The 17,265-nt window shown below is 46.6% G+C and carries 14 protein-coding genes; 12 read left to right on the top strand and 2 right to left on the bottom strand.

The genetic code is table 11. The features are described from left to right. Positions 1–65: 65 nt before the first annotated feature. Both C1T29_RS25055 and C1T29_RS20670 read right to left on the bottom strand, forming a co-directional pair. Positions 66–152, bottom strand: a complete 87-nt coding sequence (locus C1T29_RS25055) for a putative holin-like toxin (protein WP_003179417.1) — start codon at positions 150–152, stop codon at positions 66–68. 261 nt (positions 153–413) lie between these two features. Next, a complete protein-coding gene (locus C1T29_RS20670) occupies positions 414–839 on the bottom strand; it encodes a VOC family protein (RefSeq protein ID WP_026578960.1) in 426 nt (141 codons plus the stop codon). Positions 840–933: 94 nt separating this feature from the next. Between C1T29_RS20670 and C1T29_RS20665 the strand changes: the two genes are divergently transcribed. The 12 genes from C1T29_RS20665 to C1T29_RS20610 form a co-directional block, all read left to right on the top strand. Then, positions 934–1,881: a helix-turn-helix transcriptional regulator gene (locus C1T29_RS20665; protein ID WP_026578959.1), complete on the top strand. Its 948-nt coding sequence runs from the start codon at positions 934–936 to the stop codon at positions 1,879–1,881. A gap of 292 nt (positions 1,882–2,173) precedes the next feature. Further along, positions 2,174–2,851: a DUF3298 and DUF4163 domain-containing protein gene (locus C1T29_RS20660; protein ID WP_020450395.1), complete on the top strand. Its 678-nt coding sequence runs from the start codon at positions 2,174–2,176 to the stop codon at positions 2,849–2,851. Positions 2,852–2,922: 71 nt separating this feature from the next. Further along, the gene (locus tag C1T29_RS20655; protein WP_039073307.1) at positions 2,923–4,302 is read left to right on the top strand and encodes a polysaccharide deacetylase family protein; all 1,380 of its coding nucleotides are present in this window, start codon (positions 2,923–2,925) and stop codon (positions 4,300–4,302) included. Between the two features lie 4 nt (positions 4,303–4,306). Further along, positions 4,307–5,971, top strand: coding sequence for an alpha-amylase (amyS, locus tag C1T29_RS20650; protein WP_306419671.1), 1,665 nt, complete (start codon positions 4,307–4,309; stop codon positions 5,969–5,971). A 167-nt stretch (positions 5,972–6,138) separates the two neighbouring features. Next, positions 6,139–7,089 carry a LacI family DNA-binding transcriptional regulator gene (locus C1T29_RS20645; protein WP_020450398.1) on the top strand — a complete coding sequence of 317 codons (951 nt, stop codon included), beginning with the start codon at positions 6,139–6,141 and terminating at the stop codon, positions 7,087–7,089. 115 nt (positions 7,090–7,204) lie between these two features. Beyond that, positions 7,205–8,968, top strand: a complete 1,764-nt coding sequence (locus C1T29_RS20640; protein WP_103750424.1) for a glycoside hydrolase family 13 protein — start codon at positions 7,205–7,207, stop codon at positions 8,966–8,968. A 94-nt stretch (positions 8,969–9,062) separates the two neighbouring features. After that, entirely contained in the window at positions 9,063–10,316 is a 1,254-nt protein-coding gene (locus C1T29_RS20635; protein WP_026578955.1) for an extracellular solute-binding protein, read from the top strand. 41 nt (positions 10,317–10,357) lie between these two features. Next, positions 10,358–11,665 carry a carbohydrate ABC transporter permease gene (locus C1T29_RS20630; protein ID WP_043054133.1) on the top strand — a complete coding sequence of 436 codons (1,308 nt, stop codon included), beginning with the start codon at positions 10,358–10,360 and terminating at the stop codon, positions 11,663–11,665. After that, entirely contained in the window at positions 11,666–12,517 is an 852-nt protein-coding gene (locus C1T29_RS20625) for a sugar ABC transporter permease (protein ID WP_023855564.1), read from the top strand. Positions 12,518–12,521: 4 nt separating this feature from the next. Further along, positions 12,522–13,406 carry a DUF1189 domain-containing protein gene (locus C1T29_RS20620; protein ID WP_103750423.1) on the top strand — a complete coding sequence of 295 codons (885 nt, stop codon included), beginning with the start codon at positions 12,522–12,524 and terminating at the stop codon, positions 13,404–13,406. Further along, positions 13,384–15,720 (top strand): glycoside hydrolase family 65 protein, encoded by a 2,337-nt coding sequence (locus C1T29_RS20615; protein ID WP_103750422.1) that lies wholly within the window; start codon positions 13,384–13,386, stop codon positions 15,718–15,720. Before C1T29_RS20620 ends, C1T29_RS20615 begins: the two co-directional genes overlap by 23 nt. Next, the coding region (locus tag C1T29_RS20610; protein ID WP_208945544.1) for a glycoside hydrolase family 13 protein at positions 15,662–17,265 on the top strand (1,604 nt) is incomplete at its 3' end. The genes C1T29_RS20615 and C1T29_RS20610, both read left to right, overlap by 59 nt.

The raw sequence follows: 17,265 nt of genomic DNA, 5'->3' as shown, positions 1-17,265 counted from the left end.
TCGGCTCTATTTTTAGATCCCAATTAAAAAGTAAGATCGTCTTGGTGTGGGAATCAAGGGCGATCTTACTTTTTTTTGTCGTTCGATGACAGAATTGCCACGACAAGAATGCCGAAAGAGACCATAAGTTGCAACGCCTCTGATACTGTCACATGCTCACCCCCTTTCTCTCCAAGAGATGGAGGGTGAGCCGACCGCCCTTATATAGAACCGAACTGTTGCTACCCCTTATTATACCAAAAAGAAGAGGCGTTTCCATAAATGCCCTTTGTCAAGTGAATTTGAAAAAACGCAGTTTTTTAAATTTTTGTGGTCAAATACCGCTTTTTAGCCAAAAAACCCTGAAAATTTTTCCGTGCAAAAAAGGCCGGTTCATGAAACCCGGCCTTTTTTGATATGTCTCATTTGTTCATTTATGCGGGACGCGCGGCAAAAATTTGAAAGGTAACGCCGAACGGATCGGTGACAATGCCGTAAGCGGGACTGAAATAAGTCTCCTTCAGCTCAAGCTTGACCTCGCCCCGCTCGCTCAGCTTGCCAAACAGCCGCTTGGCCGAAGAAACGTCAGCTGCCGTTACGCAAATGGACAATTGGTTTCCACTTTGGAAAGGCAGTTCAGGAATGATGTCGGCGATCATCATGACGGCGTCGCCGATTGTCAAAACGGCGTGTGCGATGAAAGCCAATTCGCCATCCTTAAAATTCGCCGCCTCATCTGCGGGGCCTTCGCCAATCGTCTGACTGAACTTTACTTCAGCCTCGAGTACATCACGATAATAATCAATCGCTTCCTTTGCTCTTCCATTCATCAGGATGTAAGGTGTAAATTGCGTTTTCATAGAGCGAACATCTCCTTTTTTTGTTGATCTAAGAAGATTGTATATTATAATGGTGACAACTTATGTCATGGTTAAAAAATGATTGGAGGTTTTCATGTCTAAAGCGAAACGATTGAATGAAATGATCATGATGGTAAACCGGAAAAAACGATTTACGGTCGGGGAGCTGGCGCAGGAATTCGGCGTTTCCAAGAGAACGGTTTTAAGGGATTTGCAAGAGCTCAGCGAAATGGGGGTGCCCCTCTATTCTGAAACCGGCCCCCACGGAGGGTATCAAGTGTTAAATGAAAGGATTCTTCCTCCCATCGCCTTCAGCGAGAACGAAGCGATCGCCATCTTCTTTGCGATCGATGCGCTGAAGCATTATATATCCCTGCCGTTTGACGCTCAGTACGACTCCATCAAAAAGAAATTTTATTTGAACCTTACAGGAGACATCCGGGATGCGATTGACAGTATGAAGGATCGCGTTGCTTTTTATACGCCTTATGAGCAAAAAGACGACATTCCGGTCTTAAAGGTGCTGCTTGAAGCGGCAGTTCAGCAAAAGGTGTTGATCATCGAATATGAAGCAAACGGTGCAGTAAGCAAGAGAAACATTCAGCCGATCGGAATCTATGCCAATCAAGGGAAGTGGTATTGCCCGGCTTACTGTTTTTTAAGACAAGACTACCGCATCTTCAGGTGTGACCGGATTAAGCGGGCCGAGCTTGATGAACATACGGCCCCGCTTGATTTGACCGGTCTTAATTTAAAGAACCGTTTTTCAGCTGTGTCCCGGCCAAGGGAGACATTGGAATTATCAGCGGAGCTGACAAAAAAAGGAGTAGAACGGCACGGTTCACTCAAATGGCCACACCTTGAGCTGGATGTAAAAGAAGACGGGTCCGGCGTGCTGAAAGGAGAGATCGCGCCGAAGGATATTGATTTTTTTGCGGATTATTTCATTTCATTCGGCCGGGAAGCAATTATTCAGAAGCCTTCCGAATTAATCGAAAGGATGAAGCGGACATTATCCGACATGCTGAAACAATACGGCTAAAATGAAGACTCCGGTCAGACTGATCACGAAGACCCCAGCCTGCGTTTTTCCTGCATTTACAGCCCCTCAAAAAAAGCGTGAAGACGCACGTCTCATTCATCATTCCGTTAACGACACTCTCAGGAATTGAGAGTGTCTTATTTTTGCCGTCAGAAGAAATTTTTACCCAAAAAAGTTGACGAGGGATTTAAAAGTGGGTATCATTACAAATATGAAATAAATATTACATTTGTGTTACAAAAGAAAATGATATGTTACGAGTTTAAAAGAAGATTGACAAAGGAGCATGCTTATGAAAAAAGCGATGGCTATTTTAGGATTCCTTGTACTCACAGCATCGCTGCTATTCATCATCAATAAAGGAACATCTCAAATAAACGCTTCACAAAATAGAAAAGCCGCGATTCACACGGAATATTACAAAGACATCAGTTCGCTTTCTTTTCCGGTATTCAGCGATTTGAAGGAAGAAGATGCCCAGCTGGCCAACGAAGCGGTAAAACTTCATTTAAAAAACTCTTATAAAGAATTTCAAAAAATCGTTAAAGATGCCGAAAAGAAGGATAAGGACGAGGAGAACGTCTATGAAACGTCCTACAAAGTCAAATACAACGAGGAAGGCAAACTGAGTTTTTTAATCTATGACTATCAGTTCTCCGGCGGCGCGCACGGCATGTACACCGCTACATCCTACAACTTTGACTTTGACAAGCGCAAACAAGTCGTGCTGACTGACGTATTAAACAATCAGGCAAAAATCGAAAAAGCAAAAAACTATATTTTCAGCTATATCAACGAACATCCGGAACAGTTTTATTCTGATCTTAAAAAGAGCGATATCCGCTTGGATGAACACACGGCTTTCTATTATACAAGCAGCGGAATTTCAATTGTATTTCAGCAGTATGATATCGCCCCGTATGCGGCCGGAAATCAGGAAATAAAGCTTCCGTCGACGCTTTTATATTAGTCCCGGTATGAGAAACAATATTTGTAATAGAAACAGAGAAAGCAAGTCATGAAACAGGAGAGTGAGCAGCGATGTCTGGCAAACCATCATTTCGATGGGTTAAAATGTTGATTTTTTTAACGATATTAATAGGTTTGGCGGGGTACTCTTACAATAAGGTGTCAAGCAACAGTCAAGAGCCCCCTCAACCAAAAAAAGACGGCGCACAATCCGGCCTCGGCGTCGAATCCATGGTCAGCGACAGCAAACAAGAGCGGTATGCCATCCACTATCCGGTATTTCGCATAAAAGAAATCGATGAACAAATAAAAGATTATGTGAATCAAGAATTGGCCAGTTTTAAAGAGGATAATGCAAAGGCCCAGGCTCAGCATGAAGACGGGCCTTTTGAACTGAACATCAAATATAAGGTTGTCTATTACACAAAAGATGCAGCCAGTGTGGTGCTGAATCAATACATAGAGGCCGGGGGCGTTTCGGGTACAACGTCTGTCAAGACGTTTAACGCCGATTTAAAACAGAAAAAGCTGCTGTCCCTTCAAGACCTGTTCGAAGAAAATTCAGATTTTCTGAACAGGATTTCAAGCATTGCCTATCAGGAATTGAAAAATCGGAATCCGTCTGCCGACACGGCTTTATTAAAAGAAGGGACAAGCCCTCAGGAAGAGCATTTCAGCCGCTTCGCGCTCCTGGAAAACGAAGTCGAATTTTATTTTGAGAAAAAACAAACCGGTCTTGAGCAGTCTGTAAAAATAAAAAAGGAATGGGTAAAAGATATTTTAAAAGACCAATATCAGGATATGAAAAAGAGCCGTCTTCAGGCCAAACGAGAGCAGGAGCCTGTCCCCCTTCCGAAACAGGCGAAAATAAATCCTGATGAAAAAGTGATTGCTCTCACATTTGATGACGGCCCGAATCCCGCTACAACGAATAAAATATTGAATGCTTTACAAAAGCATGAAGGGCATGCGACCTTCTTTGTGCTTGGAAGCAGAGCCCAATATTATCCCGAAACGATAAAACGGATGCTGAAGGAAGGAAACGAAGTCGGCAACCATTCCTGGGACCATCCGTTATTGACAAGGCTGTCAAATGAAAAAGCGTATCAGGAAATTAACGACACGCAAGAAATGATCGAAAAAATCAGCGGACACCAGCCGGCACACTTGCGCCCTCCATATGGCGGAATCAATGATTCCGTCCGCTCGCTTTCCAATCTGAAGGTCTCGTTGTGGGATGTTGATCCGGAAGATTGGAAGTACAGAAATAAACAAAAGATTGTCAATCATGTCATGAGTCATGCGGGAGACGGAAAAATCGTCTTAATGCACGATATTTATGCAACGTCCGCAGAAGCGGCGGAAGAGATTATTAAAAAGCTGAAAGCAAAGGGCTATCAATTGGTAACTGTATCTCAGCTTGAAGAAGTGAAGAAGCAGAGAGGATATTGAATAAATGAGAAGAAAGCGCCATATCGGCGCTTTTCTGTTGCAAGAAAATATAGGGAAAACGATATTTGCTAAAAATTCCAAATATTTATACAATAGCATGTGTTTCACTTTGAAAGGGGAGAGGAAAATCATGAAACAACACAAACGGCTTTATGCCCGATTGCTGCCGCTGTTATTTGCGCTCATCTTCTTGCTGCCTCACTCTGCAGCAGCGGCGGCAAGTCTTAATGGGACGCTGATGCAGTATTTTGAGTGGTACATGCCAAATGATGGCCAACATTGGAAACGCTTACAAAATGACTCGGCATATTTGGCTGAACACGGTATTACTGCCGTCTGGATTCCCCCGGCATATAAGGGAACGAGTCAAGACGATGTAGGCTACGGCGCTTACGATCTGTATGATTTAGGGGAGTTTCATCAAAAAGGGACGGTTCGGACAAAGTACGGCACAAAGGGAGAACTGCAATCTGCGATCAACAGTCTTCATTCCCGGGACATCAACGTTTACGGCGATGTAGTCATCAACCACAAAGGCGGCGCTGATGCGACCGAATATGTAACGGCTGTTGAAGTCGATCCCGCCGACCGCAACCGCGTAACATCAGGAGAACAGCGAATCAAAGCGTGGACACATTTTCAATTCCCGGGGCGCGGCAGCACATACAGCGATTTCAAATGGTATTGGTACCATTTTGACGGAACCGATTGGGACGAGTCCCGAAAGCTGAACCGCATCTATAAGTTTCAAGGAAAGGCATGGGATTGGGAAGTTTCCAATGAAAACGGCAACTATGATTACTTGATGTATGCCGACATCGATTATGATCATCCTGATGTCACGGCAGAAATAAAGAGATGGGGAACGTGGTATGCCAATGAGCTGCAATTGGACGGATTCCGCCTTGATGCCGTCAAACACATTAAATTTTCTTTTTTGCGGGATTGGGTCAATCATGTCAGGGAAAAAACAGGGAAGGAAATGTTTACGGTAGCTGAATATTGGCAGAATGACTTAGGTGCGCTGGAAAACTATTTGAACAAAACAAACTTTAATCATTCAGTGTTTGACGTGCCGCTTCATTACCAGTTCCATGCTGCATCGACACAGGGAGGCGGCTATGATATGAGGAAATTGCTGAACGGAACAGTCGTTTCCAAGCATCCTGTGAAAGCGGTTACGTTTGTTGATAACCATGATACACAGCCGGGGCAATCGCTTGAGTCGACTGTCCAAACATGGTTTAAGCCGCTGGCTTACGCTTTTATTTTGACAAGAGAAGCAGGCTACCCGCAGATTTTCTACGGGGATATGTACGGGACGAAAGGAGCCTCGCAGCGCGAAATTCCTGCCCTGAAACACAAAATCGAACCGATCTTAAAAGCGAGAAAACAATATGCGTACGGAGCACAGCATGATTATTTCGATCATCATAACATTGTCGGCTGGACGAGGGAAGGCGACAGCTCGGTTGCAAATTCTGGTTTGGCGGCGTTAATAACAGACGGACCCGGCGGGACAAAGCGAATGTATGTCGGCCGGCAAAACGCCGGTGAGACATGGCATGACATCACCGGAAACCGTTCCGATTCTGTTGTCATCAATGCAGAAGGCTGGGGAGAGTTTCACGTAAACGGCGGATCGGTTTCGATCTATGTTCAAAGATAGAAGAAAAGAGTGATAGGACGGATTTCCTAAAGGAAATCCGTTTTTTTATTTTCTCCTTCTTATAAAATTTCTTTGATTCCATCTTATAATTAATTTTAACAAGGTGTCATCAGCCCTCAGAAAGGACTAGCTGACAGTTTGAATCGTATAGGTAAGGCGGGGATGAAATGGCAACGTTATCTGATGTAGCAAAGAAAGCAAATGTATCGAAAATGACGGTATCGCGGGTGATCAATCATCCTGAGACTGTGACGGATGAATTGAAAAAGCTTGTTCATTCCGCAATGAAGGAGCTCAATTATATACCGAACTATGCAGCAAGAGCGCTCGTTCAAAACAGAACACAGGTCGTCAAGCTGCTCATACTGGAAGAAATGGATACGACTGAACCTTATTATATGAACCTGTTAACGGGAATCAGCCGCGAGCTGGACCGTCACCATTATGCTTTGCAGCTTGTCACAAGGAAATCTCTCAATATCGGCCAGTGTGACGGCATTATAGCGACGGGGTTGAGAAAAGCCGATTTTGAAGGGCTGATTAAAGTATTTGAAAAGCCTGTCGTTGTATTTGGCCAAAATGAAATGGGCTATGATTTTATTGATGTTAACAATGAAAAAGGTACCTATATGGCAACACGCCACGTCATTGGGCTGGGCGTCCGCAATGTCGTCTTTTTTGGAATTGATTTGGATGAACCCTTTGAACGGTCAAGGGAAAAAGGCTACCTTCAGGCGATGGAAGGCAGTCTGAAAAAAGCGGCGATTTTCCGGATGGAAAACAGTTCGAAAAAAAGTGAAGCACGCGCACTGGAAGTGCTGGCATCCCTTGATGCACCGGCAGCCGTGGTTTGCGCTTCCGACCGCATCGCACTCGGGGTCATCCGCGCGGCGCAATCGCTCGGCAAAAAAATTCCGGAAGATGTCGCGGTTACCGGCTATGACGGGGTGTTTCTCGACCGGATCGCTTCGCCTCGCCTGACAACGATCAGACAGCCTGTTGTAGAAATGGGAGAGGCTTGCGCCAGAATCCTGCTGAAAAAAATCAATGAAGACGGAGCGTCGCAAGGCAATCAATTTTTTGAGCCGGAACTTATTGTCCGGGAATCGACTTTGTAAGGGTCTCATTCTGTTACCGGTAACAAGCTGAAAATGATTGTTCCTGTTATGCCGTCATGATAATTTCAGAATAAAAGCCGGTTTATCACAGCCGGACAACCAAAAAGGGGGAAACATGATGGAATATGCAGCGATTCATCATCAGCCTTTCAGCTCTGATGCCTATTCTTACGATGGAAGGACATTGCACATCAAAATCCGTACAAAAAAGAATGATGCCGATCACGTACGCTTGATTTGGGGAGATCCTTACGAATACACCGGCGGCACATGGAAAGCGAGCGAGCTTGCGATGGCGAAAATTGCCGCGACAAGCACGCATGATTACTGGTTTGCCGAAGTGGCGCCTCCATTCAGGCGTCTGCAATACGGGTTTATCCTTACAGGCGCTGATGGTCAAGACACTTTTTACGGAAGCAGTGGTGCCTGTCCGTTTGCCGGAAAAGCGGCAGATATGGCCAAGTACTGTTTTAAATTTCCGTTTGTTCATGAGGCAGATACGTTTAATGCACCTGACTGGGTCAAATCAACCGTCTGGTATCAAATTTTTCCGGAGCGCTTTGCCAGCGGCCGAGAGGATTTGTCTCCGGAAAACGCTTTGCCGTGGGGAAGCAAGGACCCCGAAGTGGACGATTTTTTCGGAGGGGATTTGCAGGGGATCATAGACAAACTGGACTATCTGGAAGACTTGGGGGTAGGCGGCATTTATTTGACGCCGATCTTTGCCGCGCCTTCCAACCATAAATACGATACATTGGACTATTGCTCGATCGATCCGCATTTTGGCGATGAGGAACTCTTTCGCACGCTGGTCAGCCGGCTTCACGAGCGGGGAATGAAGATCATGCTTGACGCTGTTTTTAATCACATCGGCAGCGCTTCGCGAGAGTGGCAGGATGTCGTCAAAAACGGTGAAAAGTCCCGTTATAAAGACTGGTTTCATGTTCATTCTTTCCCTGTTAAAGAAGGCGGCTACGATACATTTGCGTTTACGTCCGAGATGCCGAAGCTCAATACCGCCAACCCGGAAGTTCAGGCTTATTTACTTGATATCGCGCTGTACTGGATACGCGAATTTGATATCGACGGCTGGCGTTTGGATGTGGCAAATGAAGTCGATCATGCGTTTTGGAAGAAGTTCCGTCAAGCTGTTACTGCAGAAAAGCCCGACATTTTTATATTGGGCGAAATCTGGCATCAGGCTGATCCGTGGCTTAGAGGAGACGAATTTCATTCGGTTATGAACTACCCGTTCACAGAACCGATGATTGACTATTTTGCAGACGGATCGATTTCAGCTTCGCAAATGGCGAGCCGCATCAATTCGCATCTCATGAGCGGGATGAAGCAGGTCAATGAGGTGATGTTTAATTTGCTGGACAGCCATGACACGAAGCGGATTTTGACAAGATGCGGAGGAGATGAGAAAAAAGTACGCTCTCTTTTGGCATTTATGTTTGCTCAGACAGGCTCGCCGTGCATTTATTACGGAACCGAAATCGGGCTGGACGGCGGGGATGACCCATTGTGCCGGAAGTGCATGGTTTGGGAAGAAGAGAAACAGAATCAAGAGATGCTCACATTTATGAAACGGCTGATCGCTTTGCGAAAACAAGAAAATGATGTATTGACGTATGGAGCGCTCGAGTGGAGGCTGGTTGACGACGAATACGATTTTGTCAGTTTTTCCCGAACACATGACGGAAAAGAGCTGATCTACTTCTTCCACCAGGGCAGCGAGGTGCGCCGTGTCAGATTGCGGGATTTGAAGATTGCAAGCGACAAAAGAATATATGATGCGTGGTCGGAAGAAGCGCTCCATCATGATGATGCGGTCGACATACAGCCAGGCGGGTTTTTCATTTTGGGGGCGGTTTAAATTCTGTTACCGGTAACAGAATTTAAACTATTGTAACCGCTTTCTATCGAGGATTACAATTGTCTCAGATTCTAAGATAGAAGGGGGAAAAAAGATGCAACATTTAAAAAAAGGATTTTTAGCGATGCTGGCGACAGTTCTGCTGTTCGGTCTTGCCGCCTGTTCAAGTTCAAAGGAAACGGGGGGCAACGGCGGGAAAAAAGTGCTGACCGTGTCTGTAGAAGAGGTCTATAAACCTTACGTTGAAAGCATAAAGGAAGGTTTTGAAAAAGAGAATGATGTGACAGTCAAAATTGTTGAAAAGCCAATGTTCGATCAGCTTGAAGCGCTTCCTCTTGACGGCCCGGCAGGCAATGCGCCCGATGTCATGCTTGCGGCATACGACCGTATCGGCGGCTTAGGACAGCAAGGGCATTTGCTGGAAGTCAAACCGTCTGAGACTAAAAGCTTCGGCGACAAAGAAATGCAGCAAGTAACAGTTGACGGAAAAGTCTACGGAATCCCGCTTGTTATTGAAACTCTCGTACTCTATTACAATAAAGACCTGTTAAAAGCGCCGCCAAAAACCTTTAACGAGCTTGAGGATTTAACAAAAGACAAGAGGTTCGCTTTTTCTTCGGAAAAAGGAAAATCGACCGCTTTTCTCGCAAAGTGGACGGACTTTTACATGTCATACGGTTTAATGGCGGGATACGGGGGATATGTATTCGGAGCTGACGGCACGGATTCCGGAGACATCGGTCTGAACAACAAGGGGGCCGTGGAAGCGGTGGAATACGCCGAGAAATGGTTCAGTGAATATTGGCCGAAAGGCATGCAGGACAATACGAGCGCTGACGATTTTATCCAGCAGACCTTTATGGACGGAAAAGCAGCTGCTGTTATCGGAGGTCCATGGTCGGCTTCCAATTATAAAGAAGCCGGTTTGAACTACGGTGCCGCGAAAATCCCGACATTGCCAAACGGAAAAGAATATGCCCCGTTTGCAGGCGGAAAAGGCTGGGTCGCCTCTAAATATACGAAAGAGGCAGAGCTTGCTGAAAAGTGGCTGCAATATGCCGCAAATGACGAAAATGCTTACCGTTTTTATGAAGATACGAACGAAGTTCCGGCCAACCTCGCCGCACGAAAAAAAGCAGGGGAGCAAAAAAGCGAGCTGACGTCGGCGGTCATCACACAATACGAAACGGCGACTCCGACTCCGAACATTCCGGAGATGGCCGAGGTGTGGACAGGTGCAGAAAGCCTGATATTTGACGCGGCAGCAGGGAAAAAATCGGCACAGCAATCAGCGGATGATGCCGTCCGTGTAATTAAAGAAAACATTAAAGAAAAGTATGTGAAATAAAACGGCGGTTTTAGCGTCCGGAAGAATAGAGGGCGAAAAAAATGAACAAAGACCAAACACTTGCAAAACGGAGCCGGAAGGCAGCGCTGTTATCGATTATTCCCGGTGCTGGCCAGATTGCAAACCGGCAGTTTTCAAAGGGGATCCTTTTTCTTGTCATCACAGGCTTGTTTATTTGTGAGTTAGCGGTTTTCGGTTATCAGGCGCTGATCGGCCTCGCGACGCTGGGGACTGTCCCGGGAGAAGATCATTCGCTGTTTCTGTTGATAGAGGGCACGCTGCAATTGATATTGACGCTCGTTTTTCTGATGTTTTACATCTTTAATCTGTATGATGCCCGGAAGACCGCCGCGATGAAAGCGGCGGGTTTGAAAATCAGCGAGACGGCCGGGGACATGATCAGAAATGCAGGTGACAAAGGGTTTCCGTATTTATTTACGCTGCCGGCATACCTCATGATGGTGTTTATAATTATTTTTCCGGTGCTGGTGACTCTGTTTATCGCGTTTACAAACTACGATTTTTATCATATTCCGCCTAACAGTCTCATCGACTGGGTCGGCTTTAAAAATTTCATGAATATCTTTTTCCTTGGCTCATATCGGCAAACATTCGCCGATGTACTGGGCTGGACGATCATCTGGACGATCTGTGCGACAACGCTGCAAATTGTTCTCGGCATCGTGACAGCGTTGGTCGTCAATCAAAACTTTATTAAAGGCAAGCGGATGTTCCGGATCATCTTTCTGCTTCCGTGGGCCGTTCCGGCATTTATTACGATTATGAGCTTTGCCAACATTTTTAATGACTCGGCGGGCGCGATGAACGTCCAAGTGATCCCGCTTTTGAACCAGCTCCCGTTCGTCGATATCCCGGCTGTCGCATGGAAGACCGATCCGTTCTGGACAAAGACGGCTTTGATTATGATTCAGACGTGGCTCGGTTTTCCATACATTTATGTCATGGTGACAGGGGTGCTTCAGGCGATTCCCGGAGAGCTTTATGAAGCGGCAAAAATTGACGGCGCGACATTTATTCAGCGCTTTAAACACATTACGCTGCCGATGATTTTATTTGCGACCGCACCGGTGATGATTACCCAGTATACGTTTAATTTCAATAACTTCTCGATCATCTATTTATTTAATGAGGGCGGTCCGGGGAGTGCGGGGGCCGGGGCTGGGTCAACCGACATCTTAATATCCTGGATCTATAAGCTGACGACGGGAACGTCGCCGCAGTATTCCGTGGCGGCTGCTGTCACACTGCTCATTTCTTTCATTGTCATCGGGGTTTCCCTGATTGCTTTTAAGAAATCGAATGCCTTTGGCAATGAGGAGGTCATGTAGATGAGAGGGATTTTCAAAAATACGCGGTTCACCGGGATGCTGAACAAGGTTTTGACCTATATATTTTTGACGTTTTTAAGCATCGTGATTATTTATCCGCTTTTGATCACGGCATCATCCGCATTTCGGGTCGGGAATGTAGCGGCTTTTACACTCGATTTTTCGGGCCAATGGACATTGGACCACTTTAAGCGGCTGTTTGAAGAGACGCTTTACCTCAACTGGTACGGGAATACGCTTGTGATCGCGCTGTCTGTCATGGTGTTCCAGGTGACGATTGTGACGCTTGCCGGCTATACGTACAGCCGCTACCGGTTTGCGGGCCGAAAAAAGAGTCTCATTTTCTTTTTGATCATTCAAATGGTGCCGACGATGGCGGCGCTGACCGCTTTTTACGTCCTGGCCATGCTGATCGGAGCTTTGGACCAATATTGGTTTTTAACTGCAATCTATATCGGCGGCGGAATTCCGATGAACACATGGCTGATGAAGGGCTACTTTGATACAGTGCCTAGAGAAATCGATGAAGCGGCGCGGATTGACGGAGCGGGGCACCTGCGGATCTTTGCTTCGGTCGTTCTGCCGCTTGTGAAACCGATGCTTGCTGTCCAGGCGCTGTGGGCGTTTATGGGGCCGTTCGGCGACTATCTGCTGGCGAAATTTCTGCTTCGCTCGCCGGAAAGCCTGACCATCGCCGTCGGTTTGCAGACATTCATCTCCAATCCGCAGCAGCAAAAAGTCGCGCTGTTTGCAGCGGGCGCGATTCTTGCGGCTCTGCCGATTTGCATCTTGTTCTTCTTTCTCCAAAAGAACTTTGTGTCCGGTTTGACATCCGGCGGAACGAAGGGATAAACCGATGAACGACATGAGACACGAAAAGCTGATCGTCCGCTTTCTTAAAGCAGCGGCATCACCGGCGGGCGTCATGCGCTGCAAACATACATTCAGCTGGCTCGAAATTTCTTTTCTGTTTATGTTTTTGACAGCTTGCTTAACGGCGCCCGTGTCGATTGCGTTGATGAAAATGGACCGCTTCAACGCCGAGAATTTGCTCCCAAACGTTGTTCATAAGGCTGACGCGGCATTCATCAAACAATTAAAAGGCTACCAATTGACAAACGGGAGATTGACAGGCACAGACGAGCTGTACCGTGTGGAGAAAGAGAAAACCTTGCTGGCGGTCGATTTGAAGCATGAATTGAAAACAAGCGGTGAGAACGGCCGGATAAAGGCGGAAGGCGGCTATCAAAACGCGCTCATCTTTCAGTCAGATCATCTGATTATCAGCGATCAAAGCGGAGCGGGGTTTTCTGTCCGCTATCCGGCAAAGGCCGGGCTGAATGATCTAGATGCCGATCATGTAGGGGATTTTATCGGTGCCATGTGGTTTGCCCAATATAAGCCGCTTATCATCATGCTGGTCTGTTCCGCGGTTTTCATCATTTCGCTTTTTGTAACGGCCGTTCTGACGGGAGGCATCTGGATCTCCAAAAAATCCAACATGACCGGGATAAGGTCGTTTAAGGAAGCGGCCGCAGCGGCGGTGTGCGGATCAGCGCTTCCGGCAGCGGCTGCAATGGCTTTTGGTATGATCCGCTTTGACTTCATCATGATGCTGCTCATCCATTCGTGCGGAAGCGCTTTGATGGTCTCTTTCATCTTCAGGCATATATTCAAAACCCGCCATCACAACGAAAATCTTCAGTCAGGAGGAAATCATGGTAAATCAGCGGCTATTTGAGATCGACCAGTGGAAAATCAAAACAAACCAATTTGAAAAAGAACATAAGCGGCTTCAGGAAAGTCTGACATCCTTGGCGAACGGCTATATGGGGATCAGGGGGAATTTTGAAGAAAGCTATTCAGGCGAAAGTCTCAAAGGCACATATATCGCAGGGGTTTGGTTCCCGGACAAAACGCGTGTCGGCTGGTGGAAAAACGGCTATCCCGAATATTTCGGGAAAGTGATCAATGCGATGAATTTCATCGGAATTGATGTATATGTAGACGACGAAAAAGTCGACCTCAATCAAAACGGCATCGAATCGTTTGAATTGGAGCTCAATATGAAGGAAGGCATCCTGCGGAGAAGCGCTGTCGTTCGCGTGAATCAAAAGGCTGTCAAAATTTCGTCGGAGCGCTTTCTTAGTCTTGATGTCCAGCAGCTGTGCGCGATTCATTATGAAGCGGAATGCCTGACCGATGAAGCTGTTATTACACTTGTCCCTTATCTTGATGGCCATGTCGCAAATGAGGATGCCAATTTCGAAGAGCGGTTTTGGCAGGAAGAAGCGAAAGGCGCCGAATCTCATCGCGGTCATCTTGTGACAAAAACGATTGAGAATCCGTTTGGAACGCCGCGTTTTACGGTGGCTGCTTCAATGTGCAATGTGACAGAAGGATATGTCAGCGAGCATTTTCAAACGGATGCGATGTACGCGGAAAACCGCTTCTGTTACGAAGTGAAGCCGGGAACAAAGGCTTCTTTAAAAAAATTGATCATTGTCACAACGTCCCGGGACTTTGAAGAAGCAGAGCTTTTAGTAAAGGGCAGGGCGCTTTTGGCTGATGTTCTTCAGCAGGGATATGAAGAAGCGAAGCGGAGGCATACCGAACATTGGATGGAAAGGTGGGCAAAGGCTGACATTGAAATTAAAGGGGATGATGAGCTTCAGCAGGGCATCCGGTACAACCTCTTTCAGCTTTTCTCGACATACTACGGAACCGATTCGCGCTTAAACATCGGGCCGAAAGGATTCACGGGCGAGAAATACGGAGGAGCCGCTTACTGGGATACTGAGGCGTACGCCGTTCCTGTGTATTTGGCGACGGCCGAGCCGGAGGTGACAAAGAATCTGCTTTTATACCGATATCATCATTTGGAGGCAGCTAAACGGAATGCGGCCAAACTGGGGCTGAGGGGAGCCCTTTATCCGATGGTGACCTTCACAGGCGATGAATGCCACAATGAATGGGAGATCACCTTCGAAGAAATTCACCGCAATGGCGCAATCTGTTATGCGATCTACAATTATGTCAATTACACAGGCGACCGAGACTATATGAAAGAATACGGGATAGACGTTCTCGTGGAAATCAGCAGATTTTGGGCTGACCGTGTCCACTTCTCAAAACGTAACAACAAATATATGATCCACGGCGTTACAGGGCCGAATGAATATGAAAACAATGTCAACAACAACTGGTATACGAATTTGATTGCGTCGTGGACGCTTGAGTACACGCTCGAAAACCTCGCTGTCCTCCCGGAGGAAAAATGCCGCCGGCTTGATATACGGGAAGCCGAAATCGAGAGGTGGAAGGATATCATTGCGAAAATGTACTATCCATACAGTGAGGAATTAAATGTTTTTATTCAGCATGATACATTCCTAGATAAAGAGCTTCAGGCAGCGGATGAGCTTGAACCGGATGACCGCCCGCTCTATCAGAATTGGTCATGGGACAAAATTCTCCGCTCCAGTTTTATTAAGCAGGCGGATGTTCTGCAAGGCATTTATTTCTTTAATCATCGATTTACGACGGAAGAAAAACGGCGCAACTTTGAATTTTATGAACCGATGACGGTTCATGAATCGAGCCTTTCGCCGTCTGTCCATGCGGTGCTGGCGGCTGAACTCAAAATGGAAAAGAAAGCGCTTGAACTGTATAAGCGTACAGCGAGGCTTGACCTGGATAATTACAATCATGACACAGAGGAAGGGCTTCATATTACATCGATGACTGGAAGCTGGCTCGCGATCGTGCAAGGATTTGCCGGCATGCGGACCCAAGATGAGACGCTGTCGTTTGCTCCGTTTTTGCCGAAGGAATGGGACGGTTATTCGTTCAACATCAATTATCGGAACCGGCTAATCAATGTGCAGGTAGAGGAAAACAGCGTCGCCTTCAACCTTGTAAAAGGAGAACCGCTTTCCATGACAGTTTATGGAGAGCAAATCGCACTGAACGGACGGTATGAAAGGAGGATGCCCGATGAGCCAATGGTGGAAAGAGGCAGTCGTGTATCAAATTTACCCGCGGAGTTTTTATGATTCCAACGGAGACGGATTCGGTGATTTGCAGGGCGTGATTCAAAAGCTCGATTACATTAAAAGCCTCGGAGCCGATGTTATCTGGCTGTGTCCTGTGTTTGATTCCCCGCAAGATGACAACGGCTACGACATCAGCGACTACAGAAGCATATACGAAAAGTTCGGGACGAACGATGATATGTTTCAATTGATTGATGAAGTGCATAAACGCGGAATGAAAATCATCATGGATCTTGTCGTGAACCACACGTCTGATGAACATGCCTGGTTTGCCGAAAGCCGCAAGTCAAAGGACAATCCTTACCGTGATTATTATTTTTGGAAAGATCCAAAGGCGGACGGTTCAGAACCGAATAATTGGGGATCGATCTTTTCAGGATCGGCGTGGACATTCGATCAGCGGACAGGGCAGTATTATCTTCACTACTTTTCGAAAAAGCAGCCTGACTTAAACTGGGAGAATGAAGCGGTTCGCCGGGAAGTATACGATTTGATGACGTTTTGGATGGACAGAGGCGTGGACGGCTGGCGGATGGATGTGATCGGTTCCATTTCCAAATACGTCGACTTTCCCGATTATGAAACAGATGACAGCCGTCCTTATGTCGTCGGCCGCTATCATTCAAACGGCCCCCGTCTGCACGAATTTATACAAGAGATGAACCGGGAAGTGCTGTCCCGTTACGACTGCATGACGGTCGGCGAAGCAAACGGCTCAGATGTTGAAGAAGCGATAAAATACACGGATCCAAGCAGACATGAGCTGAACATGATTTTTACATTTGAACATATGGACATCGATACAAAACAACATTCGCCGAATGGGAAATGGCAGATGAAGCCGTTTGCTCCGATCGCTTTAAAAAAGACGATGACGAGGTGGCAGGCCGCTTTAATGAATGTCGGCTGGAACACGCTTTATTTCGAAAATCATGATCAGCCGAGGGTCATATCCCGCTGGGGCAATGACCGCGAACTGCGCAAACAATGCGCCAAAGCATTTGCAACGGTCTTGCACGGGATGAAGGGAACCCCGTTCATTTATCAGGGAGAAGAAATCGGCATGACAAACAGTGAAATGCCGCTCAAGATGTATGATGATCTCGAAATCAAAAACGCATACCGAGAACTTGTCATTGAAAATCAAACGATGACAGAGGAAGACTTTCGAAAAGCAGTGGCGAAAAAAGGGCGGGATCACGCGAGAACGCCGATGCAATGGGATGACGGAAAACACGCGGGCTTCACAGCTGGAGAGCCTTGGCTGGCGGTAAATCCCCGCTATCAAGAAATCAATGTGAAGGAATCGCTCTCAGATGAAGATTCGATTTTCTATTATTATCAGAAGCTCATCGGGCTGCGCAAACAACATAAAGTTATCGTACACGGAGATTACCAGCTGCTGCTTGAGGATGATCCGCAAATCTTTGCGTATATCCGTGAATACCGGGGCGAAAAGCTGTTAGTCGCCGTGAATTTGTCAGAAGAAAAGGCGCTGTTTCATGCTCCGCCGGAATTGCTTGAAGACAAGTGGGATGTGCTGTT

This window comes from Bacillus sp. MBGLi79 (assembly GCF_002953915.1).
Note: the sequence above shows the minus strand (reverse complement) of the source record. Positions and strands in the feature narration are given on the sequence as shown.

Bases quoted from the DNA above. Each gene is read 5' to 3' on its own strand.
- C1T29_RS20655 (WP_039073307.1), top strand. From the start codon at position 2,923: ATGTCTGGCAAACCATCATTTCGATGGGTTAAAATGTTGATTTTTTTA.
- C1T29_RS20635 (WP_026578955.1), top strand. From the start codon at position 9,063: ATGCAACATTTAAAAAAAGGATTTTTAGCGATGCTGGCGACAGTTCTG.
- amyS (WP_306419671.1), top strand. From the start codon at position 4,307: ATGAGAAGAAAGCGCCATATCGGCGCTTTTCTGTTGCAAGAAAATATA.
- C1T29_RS20645 (WP_020450398.1), top strand. From the start codon at position 6,139: ATGGCAACGTTATCTGATGTAGCAAAGAAAGCAAATGTATCGAAAATG.
- C1T29_RS20665 (WP_026578959.1), top strand. From the start codon at position 934: ATGTCTAAAGCGAAACGATTGAATGAAATGATCATGATGGTAAACCGG.
- C1T29_RS20630 (WP_043054133.1), top strand. From the start codon at position 10,358: ATGAACAAAGACCAAACACTTGCAAAACGGAGCCGGAAGGCAGCGCTG.
- C1T29_RS20660 (WP_020450395.1), top strand. From the start codon at position 2,174: ATGAAAAAAGCGATGGCTATTTTAGGATTCCTTGTACTCACAGCATCG.
- C1T29_RS20620 (WP_103750423.1), top strand. From the start codon at position 12,522: ATGAACGACATGAGACACGAAAAGCTGATCGTCCGCTTTCTTAAAGCA.
- C1T29_RS20625 (WP_023855564.1), top strand. From the start codon at position 11,666: ATGAGAGGGATTTTCAAAAATACGCGGTTCACCGGGATGCTGAACAAG.
- C1T29_RS20640 (WP_103750424.1), top strand. From the start codon at position 7,205: ATGATGGAATATGCAGCGATTCATCATCAGCCTTTCAGCTCTGATGCC.
- C1T29_RS20615 (WP_103750422.1), top strand. From the start codon at position 13,384: ATGGTAAATCAGCGGCTATTTGAGATCGACCAGTGGAAAATCAAAACA.
- C1T29_RS20670 (WP_026578960.1), bottom strand. From the start codon at position 839: ATGAAAACGCAATTTACACCTTACATCCTGATGAATGGAAGAGCAAAG.